Genomic DNA, 11,846 nt, shown 5'->3' on the forward strand with positions numbered 1-11,846 from the left:
CTCAGGCCGCTCGCAGCCCTTCAGAAGTTCGTCCAGCAGTTCTTTGGAAATCGTCATCGTCCTTGCTCCTCTCAGGAAGCATGGACCAAACCGAAGTTACACAGAAGATCGGACACTCTCGGCTTAGACGATCCTTGTTCTGACTTTCTATTTGTCAGGACAAGAATACATGAAACCGCGCCACAATATTTACATTGATGAAGAGACCAGCGCCGAATTGGAGGCGCTGGCGGCAAAGCCGGGCGCTTCCAAATCGGCGATCATTTCCGACGCCATCCGCCACTACATCCGTCATCGCGGTGCGCATCAGATCGACGATGCGCTGAAAATCCGTCTCGACCGGGTGACGCGCGACATGGGTCTCATTCGCCGCGATCTCGATGTGCTGACCGAGAGCCTCGCCTTTTTCGTCAAGCTCTACCTCACCTTCAATGCGCATACCCCCGTGCCTGATGCGTCGGCGCAGGCCTTGGCGCGCGACCGTTTCCAGAAATTCATCGAGCAGGTTGGCCGCCAGATCGCGGGCGGCAAGCGCTCTCTCAAAAACACCGAGGAGGATTCCGAATGAGCGATACATCCGAAGAGCGCCGCCGCGCCATGCTGAAAACCGCCATGGGGCCGGTGATCGCGCAAGCGCTTGGCGATCCTGCCGTCATCGAGGTGATGGTCAATCCCGATGGCAAGCTCTGGGTCGACCGGCTTGGCGCAGGCCGCGGCAATATCGGCGTGCGCATTCATCCGTCCGAGACCGAACGCATCATCCGTCTGGTGGCAAGTCATGTCCGCGCCGAGGTGCATGCGGACAATCCCATCGTCAGTGCGGAACTGCCGTCTGGTGAACGGTTCGAGGGGCTGTTGCCGCCGGTAGCATTGGGGCCATGTTTTGCCATCCGCAAACCAGCGACCAAGATTTTGACCATCGCTGATTATGTCCGCGATCAGATCATGGTGCCGATCCAGGCCGAGGCTTTGCGCAAGGCGGTGCGGGATCGGAAGAACATTCTGGTTGCCGGTGGCACATCTTCCGGCAAGACGACGCTGACCAACGCGCTGCTGGCCGAAATCGCTGATTGCGATGAGCGTGTCATTCTCATCGAAGACACGCGCGAGCTGCAATGCGCGGCGAAGGATTGCGTTGCACTCAGAACCCGCGCGGGCGCGGTCAGCATGGGCGATCTGGTGCGCTCGACCCTGCGCCTCCGACCCGACCGCATCATCGTCGGGGAAGTGCGCGGCGCGGAAGCGCTTGACATGCTCAAAGCCTGGAATACCGGCCATCCTGGCGGCATCGCCACGGTGCACGCCAATTCCGCCCGCTCGGCGCTCTACCGCATTGAGCAACTCGTGCAGGAAAGCGTCACCATCGTTCCGCGTCGCCTAATCGCTGATGCCATCGACATGGTGGTGTTCATTGCCGGGCGCGGTTCCGAGCGCCGCATCGAAACCATCGCCGAAGTGACCGGCATCGATGAGCATGGCGATTACGTCTTCAAACCTCTGTCTCTTCCGCAACTGCAATCCCTCTGATCTCTCGAAAGGACACCTCATGCGCAAGAAGCTTCGATTTTTTCTTGTCTCCGCCCTCACGTTTGCGTTTACGGCCCCGGCCTATGCGGCCGGTTCCGGCATGCCGTGGGAAGAGCCGCTGCAACGCATATTGGAATCGGTGCAAGGCCCGGTCGCCAAGATCGTCGCGGTGATAATCATCATCCTCACCGGTCTGACGCTGGCCTTTGGCGAAAGCTCGGGCGGCTTCCGGCGGCTCATTCAGATCGTCTTCGGTCTCTCCATTGCCTTCGCGGCCAGCTCGTTCTTCTTGTCGTTCTTCTCCTTCGGTGGCGGGGCGCTCATCCAATGACCGCCATCCAAGGATTTGAAGTCCCCGTCCATCGCGCGCTGACCGAGCCGATCTTGCTCGGCGGCGCGCCGCGTGCGGTCGCCATCTTGAATGGCACGCTCGCCGCCGCCATCGGCCTCGGCCTCCAGCAATGGATTGCCGGGATCGCTCTGTTCGTTGCCGGACATACGCTGGCGGTGTTCGCCGCCAAACGCGATCCGGACTTCATGGCCGTGCTCGCCCGTCACCTGCGTCAACGGGGGTGGTGGCGATGCTGAACATTGGCGAATATCGCAATAAGGCCGACCGTCTTGCCGATCTGCTGCCCTGGGTGGCATTGATCGCTCCGGGTGTTGTACTCAACAAGGACGGCAGTTTCCAGCGTAGCTTCCGCTTTCGCGGCCCTGACTTGGGAAGCGCGACAGAGGCCGAACTGGTTGGCCTTTGCGCACGTGCCAATAATGCGCTGAAGCGGCTTGGCTCCGGTTGGGCGCTGTTTTTCGATGCCGAGCGATTGGAGGCACAGCATTATCCGTCATCGGAATTTCCTGACGCCGCCTCATGGCTGGTCGATGAGGAACGCCGGGCGGCTTTTGAAGAAGCGAAACAAGGCCAGCATTTTGAAAGCCGCTACCACCTCACATTATTGTATATGCCGCCGCCGGACGCGCAGGCGCGTACCGAAAGCGCATTGGTGGAGCGCGACCGGGAGGGAGAAGGGACCGGCGGCGTTCGGAACTGGCGGCAGGAAATGGCCCGCTTCCGGGACGAGACCGTGCGGGTGTTGGATCTCTTATCCGGCTTCTTGCCCGAGATCCGCGCGCTCGATGACACTGAGACGCTGACCTTCCTGCATGGGACGATTTCGACCAAGCGCCATACCGTCGCCGTGCCGGAAGTACCCATGTATCTTGACGGTGTTCTGGTGGATACGCCGCTCACCGGCGGGCTGGAGCCGATGCTGGGCGAGAAGCATATCCGCACGCTGACCATCCTTGGTTTTCCCAATACCACCCGCCCCGGCATTCTCGATGCGCTCAACCATCGGGACTTCGCCTATCGCTGGGTGACGCGGTTTATCCCGCTCGACAAGACGGCGGCGACCAAGGTCTTGACCCGCCTGCGTCGGCAATGGTTCGCCAAGCGCAAGTCGATCACCGCAGTTTTACGTGAGGTGCTGACCAATGAGGCGGCGCCCCTGGTCGATAGCGACGCCGACAACAAGGCGCTCGATGCCGATGCTGCCTTGCAGGCGCTCGGCGGCGATCATGTCGGTTTCGGCTATCTCACCACCACCATAACGGTGTTCGATGAGGACGCCCAAGCCGCTGAAGATAAAGCCCGCGCTATAGAGCGGATCGTCAACGGATTGGGTTTCACCTGCATTTGCGAGAGCGTCAATGCCGTCGAAGCGTGGCTCGGCTCGTTGCCCGGCCATGTTTACGCCAATGTCCGCCAGCCGCTCATTCACACACTGAATCTCGCGCATCTCATGCCGCTTTCGGCGGTATGGGCCGGGCCGGTGCGCAATGCCCATCTTGATGCGCCGCCTTTGTTTTACGCGGAGACCAGCGGTTCCACCCCGTTCCGGCTGTCCACCCATGTGGACGATGTCGGCCACATGCTGATTGTCGGTCCGACCGGCGCCGGCAAGTCGGTGCTCTTGTCACTGATCGCCATGCAGTTCCGCCGCTATGCAGGCTCTCAGGTCTACCTCTTCGACAAGGGCAATTCGGCCCGTGCCGCCGTGCTCGCCATGGGCGGCGAACATCATGCGCTCGGCAGCGATGGCTCGCTCGCATTCCAGCCGCTCCGGAACATCGATGATCCAGCCACACGAAGCTGGGCGGCGGAATGGATCGTCGCATTGCTGACGCATGAGAAACTCACCGTCACGCCGGAAGTGAAGGAAGCTGTCTGGTCAGCGCTCACGAACCTCGCCACCGCGCCAGCGGCGGAACGCACGCTCACCGGGTTCACAGTGCTGCTGCAATCCAACCCGATCAAGGCGGCGTTGCAACCTTATACGCTCGACGGTCCTTTCGGGCGTTTGCTCGATGCCGCGGATGACCGGCTGGCGTTGTCGGATGTGCAGTGCTTCGAGACCGAAGAACTGATGCACCAGGCAGGCGTCGTCCTGCCGGTGCTGACCTATCTGTTCCACCGGCTCGAAGAACGCTTTGACGGGCGGCCGACGCTGCTGATCCTCGACGAGGCCTGGGTGTTTCTCGACAATCCGCTTTTCGCCGCCCGCATCCGTGAATGGCTGAAAGTGCTCCGCAAGAAGAATGTTTCGGTGATCTTCGCCACCCAGTCGCTGGCTGACATCGCCGATAGCTCCATCGCCCCGGCCATCATCGAGAGCTGCCCGCAACGCATCTTTCTGCCCAATGACCGGGCGGTCGAGCCGCAGGCGCGCGCCGCCTATGAACGCTTTGGCATCAATGAACGCCAGATCGAACTGATCGCCCGCGCCACGCCCAAGCGCCATTATTACCTGCAATCGCGACGCGGCAACCGACTGTTCGAGCTGGGCCTCGGCCCCATCGCCCTGGCGCTGTGCGGCGCATCCGACACGGAAGCGCAAACCCTCATCAACGCCATCCTGGCCGAACACGGGTCGGGCGATTTCGCTGCCCGGTTCCTTTCCACGTGCGGTCTCGATTGGGCCGCTGACCTCATCACGCAATTTCCTCGACATGGAGAACCATCATGAAACGCACCTCCCTTGCGGCGCTCATCGCCGCTTCACTTGCTGTACCCTTGACCATCACCATGCCGCAGACGGCTCATGCCGCCTGGCCGGTCTTCGATGCCACGAACTACGGCCAGAATGTTCTTCAGGCCGCCCGCGCGCTGGAGCAGATCAACAACCAGATTCAGCAGCTCCAGAACCAGGCGACCATGTTGCAGAACATGGCGAAGAACCTTCAGCGGCTGGATTTCTCCTCGCTCGGTCAGATGCAGGGCGCACTCAATCGCATTGACGGGCTGATGATGCAGGCTGAGGGGCTCAGCTTCGACCTGACGCAACTCGAGGGCCAATGGCGGCAGCAATATCCTGATAGCTACGATGCCTCTATCGGTGTGAACGACATGGCGACCGCCGCCCGCGAGCGCTGGCAGAACGCCATGAGCGCCTTTCGCCAGACCATGCGTGTGCAATCCCAGATCGTCGAGAATGTGCAGGCCGATCAGGGGCTGCTCACCGATCTGGTGGGTCAGAGCCAGGGTGCCGTCGGCGCATTGCAGGCGCAGCAGGCCGCCAACCAGCTCATCGCGCTCAGCACCAAGCAGCAAATGCAGATCCAGACGCTGATGGCCACGCATTACCGCTCGCAAGCCGAGGACGCCGCCCGCAAAGCGCAAGCCGAAGAGGCCGCGCGCGAGACGACCAAGCGTTTCCTGGGCTCCGGCAGCGCCTATTCCGGCAACTGACGATCAGGGGATGGCGTCATGAATGACCTCGGCATCATCGACACTTTCATGGAGACCTTCAGCCAGTATATCGATTCTGGCTTCGGGCTGCTGTCGGGTGATGTCGCCTTCCTGACTTCTATCCTAATCAGCATCGATATCACGCTGGCGGGCCTGTTCTGGGCTTTGGGCGGCGAAGACAATATCATCGGGCGGCTTTTGAAGAAGGTGCTCTATGTCGGCGTCTTCGCCTACATTCTGAACAACTTCCAGAACCTCGCCGACATCATCTATCGCTCGTTCTCCGGCCTCGGCATTCAGGCCGCGCCCGGCGGCATGACTGCCGATGACCTGCTCAAACCCGGCAAGATTGCCGCCACCGGCTATGAAGCCGCCTATCCGCTGCTCGAACAGGTGAGCAATCTCGTCGGCTTTCCGGAAATTTTTGGCAACGCGCTGACGGTCTTCGTGTTGCTTGTCGCCTGGTTCCTGGTCCTCATCGCGTTTTTCATTCTGGCGATCCAGCTCTTTATCACCGTGCTGGAATTCAAGCTGACGACGCTCGCCGGCTTCGTGCTGGTGCCGTTTGCGCTGTGGAACAAGACATCGTTCCTGGCCGAGCGTGTACTCGGCAATGTGATTTCCTCGGGCATCAAGGTGATGGTGCTGGCCGTCATTGCGGGCATTGGCTCGACGCTGTTTTCCACTTTCACGACCGGCCTTCAGGGCCAGGAACCCGATCTTGCCGCCGCCATGTCGCAGGTATTGGGTGCGCTGGCTTTGCTCGGTCTTGGTATTTTCGGCCCCGGCATTGCCTCGGGGCTTGTGTCCGGCGCACCGCAACTCGGCGCGGGCGCAGCGCTTGGCACAGCGGGTGCTGCCGCAGGGGCGGCGATGCTTGCCGGTGGCGCAGCCATGGCCGGTGCAGGAATGGTGGCCGGTGGTGGGCTTGCCGCCATCCGGGCCGGAACGGCGCTGGGTTCGGCGGCGTCGACTGCATTCCAATTGGGCCGCGCTACATCTGGTGCTTCAGGGATGGCAGGGGCCGCGGCGGGCATGGGCGGTGTTGCTCGTGCTACTGGCGGAGCCGCCACACAAGGCGCGCGTTCTGCTGCTGGCCGTGCGGCAGGTTCGCTTAAACAAAGTGCCAATACTGGCCGCAATAAAGCTTGGACGGCCACCGGCGGCGCACCAACCGCCGCGATGAGTGAGGGCGCATCCGTTAGCACCGCCACCAACTCCGCTCCTGATTGGGCAAAACGCATCCGCTCTGAACAAAACGCCCGCGCCAGTCGGCATGCAGTCGGTCAGGCGATTAAGGACGGCGACCGCCCCGGCCAAGGGGCCAATCCCACCATCAATGACAAGGATGATTAACCCATGTTTTTCAAAAGACCCATTCAGCGTTACGGGCAAACGCCCGAACCCGTCACCCCTTACCAAAGAGCCGAACAGCTCTGGGATGAGCGCATCGGCGCATCCCGTGTGCAGGCGCGCAACTGGCGGCTCATGGCCTTCGGCTGTTTCGCCACCTCAGTGGCGCTCTCCGGCGCACTGGTCTGGCAATCGATGCAGAGTCGCGTCGTGCCCTATGTCGTCGAGGTGGACAAGTTCGGCGAAGCCCGTGCCGTCGCGCCCGTGGATGCGACCTACCGGCCCGCCGACGCCCAGATCGCCTGGCATCTCGCCCGTTTCATCACCCATGTGCGCGGTATTTCCACCGATCCGGTGCTGGTGCGCCAGAACTGGCTGGCGGCATATGACTTTGCCACCGACCGCGCGGCGTTGTTTTTGAACGAGTACGCCAAGACGAACGATCCTTTCGGTCAGATCGGCACGCGCAGCGTCTCGGTGCAGGCGACCAGCGTGGTGCGGGCCTCCGATACCTCCTTCCAGGTCAAATGGACCGAGCAGGTCTATGAGCGCGGCAGCCTCGCCAAGACCGAGCGCTGGACCGCGATCCTGACCACCATCATCCAGCCGCCGCGTTCCGCCGAGCAATTGCGCAAAAACCCGCTCGGCCTGTTTGTCAGTGCCATCGACTGGTCGCGCGAACTCGACACTGCCAATCCCCAAGAAAAACATAATAAGGAACCCGCAAAATGAAACACTTGGCTTTAATATCCGTATCAGCATTGGCCCTATCGGCCTGTGCCACCAAGCCATTGCCGCCGACAATTTCCTATGACGCCGATGACTTCAAACCGGCGGCCATTGAGAAAGAACCGTTGAAGCCGGTTCGGATCGTCGAGGTGCCGAAAGTGTTGCCGCTGCCCGGCCAGCTCATGCCGGAACCGGGCAAGGTCGAGGAAGATAAGCGACCGCCGACCACGCGCGTCGAGGACGCCAACAAGGCAGCGACGCAGGAGCCGACCAAGCACGGCTATATCAATGCCATCCAGGTCTATCCTTACGCGGAAGGCGCGCTTTACCGTCTCTATGCCGCGCCGGAACGGGTCAGCGACATCGCCCTGCAACCGGGCGAAAAACTCACCTCGGTTTCGGCGGGCGACACGGTGCGCTGGGTGATCGGCGACACGCTGAGCGGCACTGGCGCGGGTCAGCGCACCCATGTGCTGGTCAAACCCTTCGCGCCGGGGCTGACGACCAATCTCGTCATCACCACGGATCGTCGCAGCTATCATCTTCAATTGGACAGCACCGAGAAGACCGCCATGGCGGCGATCTCCTGGACCTATGCATCCGATCAACTGACCACGCTGCGTCGCCAGAACGCGGTGGCCGAGGCGGCATTGCACATCGCTTCCAACCTGGCGCTGGAAAACATCCGTTTCCGCTATCGGATATCCGGAGACAATCCGCCATGGAAGCCGGTGCGCGCCTTCGACGACGGCCACAAAGTCTATATCGAGTTCCCCCGCCGCATCGATCAAGGCGAAACCCCGCCGCTGTTTGTGGTGGGAACGGACGGTGGCAGCGAACTCGTCAATTACCGCATGCGCGGCAATTACTACGTCGTCGATCGGTTGTTCGCCGCCGCCGAGCTGCGCCTCGGGACCAAGCCCCAGCAAGTGGTGCGCATTACGCGCACGGATGGCACGCCCCGGCGAACCAGCCTCCTTGGCGGCGCGGAGGAGCGGAAATGACAGCGAAACAGGATGAGAAGCTCGATCTCCGTGCCGCGCCGGGACGCAAACTGGTGCGCTTCAAGAAGGGCGTGGTGATCGGCGGTACAGCCATCGCATCCGCCGGAATTCTGGGTGTCACCATGCTGGCACTGCAAACCCCGTCCTTTCGTCAAGGTCTGCCTACGGGAGAACTTTACAACACCGACAAGAAACCAACGCCCGACGGTCTTGCCGCACTGCCGGGGGATTATTCGGAAGTGAAGCTTGGCCCGCCGTTGCCCGGCGATCTCGGGCGGCCGATCCTTGAACGTCAGCGTCAGCTTGGCATTGCGCCGGGAGGACAGGAGTTATCCGCGGCCGAACAGCGTCTCGCAAGCCAAGCCATTCAGGCCAAGGAATCCGCCGTGTTCTTCCGCATCGAGAACCGGCTGCAGCAGAATGCGCCGGCGGCGCCCGCGCAGCCGATGCAAACCGCGGCGGTTCAGCCCGGTGCAGACCGCCTGACACTCGACCCCGAACGCGACCAGAATAACCAGCAGCGCAAGCTCGATTTCCTGAACCAGCAGGACACCGGCGGCATCTACAATCCCCATGCCCTGCAAACGCCGGTCTCACCCTTTCAGGTCATGGCAGGCAGCGTGATTGCCGCCAGCCTCATCACCGGGGTGAATTCCGACCTGCCGGGCCTTGTCGTGGCGCAGGTGACCGAGAATGTCTACGACACCGTGACCGGCTCGGCGCTGCTCATCCCGCAAGGTTCCCGACTGATCGGCACCTATGACAGCGTCGTCGCGTTCGGCCAGTCGCGTGCACTGCTCGTCTGGCAGCGGATCATCCTGCCCGACGGCTCCTCCATCCAGATCGACAATCTCCCCGCTACCGACGCCGCTGGTTACGCGGGCCTTGAAGATGAAGTGGACTATCACACCTGGCAGCTCGTCAAGGGCATCGCCATGGCGACATTTCTCGGCGTCGGCACGGAACTGACCTTCGGCGAGGGCGAAAGCGATCTTCTCCGCGCCATCCGTGAATCGACGCAGCAGAACACCGCCCAAGCCGGCCAACGCCTCACCGAAAAGAACCTCAACATCCAGCCTACCATCACCATCCGGCCCGGCTGGCCGCTCAGGATTGTGGTTCAGCGGGATATTGTCCTCCGCCCCTTCAAAGGAAACTGACCCATGCTCAAACTCGCCAAACTCCCCGACCGCACGCCGACCAGGATCACCATCACGGTGAGCGCAGATCTCAATCAGGCGCTCTGCGACTACCAGAAACTCTATGCCGCCACCTATGACACGACGGAAAAAATCGCCGATCTGATCCCCTTCATGCTCGAAGCCTTCCTCGACAGCGACCGCGCCTTCGCCAAGGCCCGGAAGGAGGGATTGCCGGAAGTCGAGAATGATAAATCCGCTCGCCGCTCCCGCTCATCCCGCGTAGGCGATGCAGAACCCACATCGCCCATAGCTCAATCTGCATCGCGGCCACAGGAAGATTGATGCCAAGTTGTACGGGAAAGGAGGAGAGAAGGCTTGTTGACAATTTCGCTGTGAAAGGTGTATATATTGCCTATTCAATAGCAATTTCACGAACCGAAATGTCAACACGCACGCACAGGACGACATCCTTCCTCTCGGCCCATCCGGTGTTTACCCGGGCGGAGTTTGCCGCTGCGTTTGAGCGCCCGGCTGGTTCAGCGAGTATCACCAGCTTGCTCAAGCATCACCTGAAGGCCGGCAACATCAAACGGCTGAGCCGCGAGGTTTTTGCGGCCGTTCCGGCGCATCTGTCGGCGGAGTATCTTATGGTGGACCGTTTCGCAGCCGCCAGCAAGCTGCGCGCCGATGGCGTGTTGGGCTATCACTCCGCGCTGGAACTGCATGGCGTTGCCTATTCCGAATTCAACGAAGTTCAATTGATAAGCCGGGGGCGCACTGAGCTGGCCGATTTGCCCTTCGGACTCTGCCGCCTCATAGGGCCGCCGAAGGCGCTGCTGGACACGGACCGGACGGACTATCTCACCGTCATCATGGATCGTCTGGGCATGCCCATCAAAGTAACAGCCATCGAGCGAACATTGGTTGATGTACTGCATCGGCCGGACATAGCGGGCGGTGTCGAAGAGGTGCTGCAATCGCTCGATATGGTGCGCTACCTCGACCCTGAAAAACTCGTCGAGTATGTCGAACTGCTTGGCTTCCGCTCGCTCGCCGCGCTCACCGGGTGGTGGCTGGAGCGGCGGCAGGATGCGTTAGGTGTAGCCGACAACGTCCTTGACCGCCTGCGCGCGCGTCTTCCGCGTTCGAAGCATTATGCGCTTGGCGCAGAACCCGGGAACGCGGTGCTGGTCGAGCCTTGGCGTGTTCTCCTGCCGCCACAGGCGGTTGAAACCGGCTTTGAGGGCGTGTGAATGGAAGTATCTGCCCAAAGCCTTGCTCGAATTGCTGCCGAACGGCAGTTTCAGCCCGCGACGCTGGAGCGTGTGATCCGCCTGCTCGACATCCTCGACGCCATTGGCGCAGACAGTCTGATCGCCCCGCGTGTTGCGCTCAAGGGTGGCACGGCGCTCAATGTGTTTCACGCCGCGCTTGACCGGTTGTCGGTCGATATCGACCTCAACTATGTCGGCGCCGTCGACAAAGCGGGCATGGACGAGGATCGGCCGGGTCTCGAAGATCGCATTCTGCGTCTGATGGAATCGAAGGGCTATTCGCCCCGGCGCGAACCGGCTGAACATGCCGGCGGCAAATGGATCTTCCGCTACGCCTCGGTGCTGGGCGGCGCCGGTTCCATCGAGATCGACATCAACTATCTTTTCCGCACACCGCTTTTCGGTGTACGGCCGATGCCATCGGCGGCGCTTGGCGACACCCAGGCGATGGCAGTGCCGGTGCTCGATATCCATGAGATCGTCGCCGGTAAGCTGGTCGCCCTGATCGCACGGCGCACGGCGCGCGATCTGTTTGACGCCCACCGCATCATCGCCATGCCCGACCTGGACTGGTCGAAGATTAAGCTTGGCACCCTGATGATCGGCGCGTCCGCACGCAGCTTCGACTGGCGAACCGCATCCGTGGACATGATCGGTTGCGACGGGAAGGACCTTGCCGCCAAGCTGATCACCTGCCTGCCTGGAACATATTTTGATCCCTATGGCGGGCAGAAGGGCTGGATCGACACGGTGACGGCGGAATGCCGCCAGGGTCTTGAACCGCTTTTCCAATTCGGCGAAGGCGAAATGGCGTTCCTGACTGGTGTGCTTGAAGAAGGCATCATTGACGCCGCGCGGCTGGACGCGCCGGACGTTGTGCGGGCGGCCATTGAAGCCTGCCCGGCGCTTCGCTGGAAGGCGCAGAATGTCAAAGCCTGGAAAACCGGTGGCGCATTACCAGCTAAACGCGGCAGGCGTCGGCGTCACAGGCACGAAGAATAACAACAAAATTCCCGTATAGGGTTTTCTATTCCTTGTCATTTCCGGTTTTTCCCGTATTTTCTGAACA

Annotated in this window: 13 protein-coding genes; all 13 read left to right on the plus strand. The window is 61.3% G+C overall.

The window, feature by feature from the left end; all coding sequences use genetic code 11:
• Positions 1-169 precede the first annotated feature (169 nt).
• Positions 170-568 (plus strand): ribbon-helix-helix domain-containing protein, encoded by a 399-nt coding sequence (locus ACSR1C_RS19100; RefSeq protein ID WP_460260681.1) that lies wholly within the window; start codon positions 170-172, stop codon positions 566-568.
• Positions 569-597: 29 nt separating this feature from the next.
• Positions 598-1,527, plus strand: coding sequence for a P-type conjugative transfer ATPase TrbB (gene trbB, locus ACSR1C_RS19105; protein WP_460260702.1), 930 nt, complete (start codon positions 598-600; stop codon positions 1,525-1,527).
• Positions 1,528-1,546: 19 nt separating this feature from the next.
• On the plus strand, positions 1,547-1,858 hold the full coding sequence (locus ACSR1C_RS19110) for a TrbC/VirB2 family type IV secretion system protein (RefSeq protein WP_460260682.1): 312 nt from the start codon (positions 1,547-1,549) through the stop codon (positions 1,856-1,858).
• The gene (locus ACSR1C_RS19115; RefSeq protein WP_460260683.1) at positions 1,855-2,115 is read left to right on the plus strand and encodes a VirB3 family type IV secretion system protein; all 261 of its coding nucleotides are present in this window, start codon (positions 1,855-1,857) and stop codon (positions 2,113-2,115) included. Before ACSR1C_RS19110 ends, ACSR1C_RS19115 begins: the two co-directional genes overlap by 4 nt.
• Complete coding sequence (trbE, locus tag ACSR1C_RS19120) at positions 2,109-4,553, plus strand: conjugal transfer protein TrbE (protein ID WP_460260684.1); 2,445 nt, start codon at positions 2,109-2,111, stop codon at positions 4,551-4,553. The genes ACSR1C_RS19115 and trbE overlap by 7 nt, the downstream gene beginning before the upstream one ends.
• Positions 4,550-5,275 carry a P-type conjugative transfer protein TrbJ gene (trbJ, locus tag ACSR1C_RS19125; RefSeq protein WP_460260685.1) on the plus strand — a complete coding sequence of 242 codons (726 nt, stop codon included), beginning with the start codon at positions 4,550-4,552 and terminating at the stop codon, positions 5,273-5,275. Before trbE ends, trbJ begins: the two co-directional genes overlap by 4 nt.
• Positions 5,276-5,293: 18 nt before the next feature.
• The gene (gene trbL, locus ACSR1C_RS19130) at positions 5,294-6,631 is read left to right on the plus strand and encodes a P-type conjugative transfer protein TrbL (protein WP_460260686.1); all 1,338 of its coding nucleotides are present in this window, start codon (positions 5,294-5,296) and stop codon (positions 6,629-6,631) included.
• A 3-nt stretch (positions 6,632-6,634) separates the two neighbouring features.
• Positions 6,635-7,360, plus strand: a complete 726-nt coding sequence (gene trbF / locus ACSR1C_RS19135; RefSeq protein WP_460260687.1) for a conjugal transfer protein TrbF — start codon at positions 6,635-6,637, stop codon at positions 7,358-7,360.
• A complete protein-coding gene (gene trbG, locus ACSR1C_RS19140) occupies positions 7,357-8,361 on the plus strand; it encodes a P-type conjugative transfer protein TrbG (protein ID WP_460260688.1) in 1,005 nt (334 codons plus the stop codon). The genes trbF and trbG overlap by 4 nt, the downstream gene beginning before the upstream one ends.
• Positions 8,358-9,521 carry a TraB/TrbI/VirB10 family type IV secretion system protein gene (locus ACSR1C_RS19145; RefSeq protein ID WP_460260689.1) on the plus strand — a complete coding sequence of 388 codons (1,164 nt, stop codon included), beginning with the start codon at positions 8,358-8,360 and terminating at the stop codon, positions 9,519-9,521. Before trbG ends, ACSR1C_RS19145 begins: the two co-directional genes overlap by 4 nt.
• Before the next feature lie 3 nt (positions 9,522-9,524).
• Positions 9,525-9,845: a DUF2274 domain-containing protein gene (locus ACSR1C_RS19150; RefSeq protein ID WP_460260690.1), complete on the plus strand. Its 321-nt coding sequence runs from the start codon at positions 9,525-9,527 to the stop codon at positions 9,843-9,845.
• A gap of 98 nt (positions 9,846-9,943) precedes the next feature.
• Positions 9,944-10,756 (plus strand): type IV toxin-antitoxin system AbiEi family antitoxin domain-containing protein, encoded by an 813-nt coding sequence (locus ACSR1C_RS19155; RefSeq protein WP_460260691.1) that lies wholly within the window; start codon positions 9,944-9,946, stop codon positions 10,754-10,756.
• Positions 10,757-11,779, plus strand: a complete 1,023-nt coding sequence (locus tag ACSR1C_RS19160; protein WP_460260692.1) for a nucleotidyl transferase AbiEii/AbiGii toxin family protein — start codon at positions 10,757-10,759, stop codon at positions 11,777-11,779. It abuts the gene before it with no gap.
• The last annotated feature ends 67 nt before the right edge of the window (positions 11,780-11,846 follow it).

The organism is Actibacterium sp. D185-2, from assembly GCF_054954595.1.

Bases quoted from the DNA above. Each gene is read 5' to 3' on its own strand.
- ACSR1C_RS19155 (WP_460260691.1), top strand. From the start codon at position 9,944: ATGTCAACACGCACGCACAGGACGACATCCTTCCTCTCGGCCCATCCG.
- trbL (WP_460260686.1), top strand. From the start codon at position 5,294: ATGAATGACCTCGGCATCATCGACACTTTCATGGAGACCTTCAGCCAG.
- trbE (WP_460260684.1), top strand. From the start codon at position 2,109: ATGCTGAACATTGGCGAATATCGCAATAAGGCCGACCGTCTTGCCGAT.
- trbB (WP_460260702.1), top strand. From the start codon at position 598: ATGCTGAAAACCGCCATGGGGCCGGTGATCGCGCAAGCGCTTGGCGAT.
- ACSR1C_RS19150 (WP_460260690.1), top strand. From the start codon at position 9,525: ATGCTCAAACTCGCCAAACTCCCCGACCGCACGCCGACCAGGATCACC.
- ACSR1C_RS19160 (WP_460260692.1), top strand. From the start codon at position 10,757: ATGGAAGTATCTGCCCAAAGCCTTGCTCGAATTGCTGCCGAACGGCAG.
- trbG (WP_460260688.1), top strand. From the start codon at position 7,357: ATGAAACACTTGGCTTTAATATCCGTATCAGCATTGGCCCTATCGGCC.
- ACSR1C_RS19145 (WP_460260689.1), top strand. From the start codon at position 8,358: ATGACAGCGAAACAGGATGAGAAGCTCGATCTCCGTGCCGCGCCGGGA.
- trbF (WP_460260687.1), top strand. From the start codon at position 6,635: ATGTTTTTCAAAAGACCCATTCAGCGTTACGGGCAAACGCCCGAACCC.
- trbJ (WP_460260685.1), top strand. From the start codon at position 4,550: ATGAAACGCACCTCCCTTGCGGCGCTCATCGCCGCTTCACTTGCTGTA.
- ACSR1C_RS19110 (WP_460260682.1), top strand. From the start codon at position 1,547: ATGCGCAAGAAGCTTCGATTTTTTCTTGTCTCCGCCCTCACGTTTGCG.
- ACSR1C_RS19115 (WP_460260683.1), top strand. From the start codon at position 1,855: ATGACCGCCATCCAAGGATTTGAAGTCCCCGTCCATCGCGCGCTGACC.
- ACSR1C_RS19100 (WP_460260681.1), top strand. From the start codon at position 170: ATGAAACCGCGCCACAATATTTACATTGATGAAGAGACCAGCGCCGAA.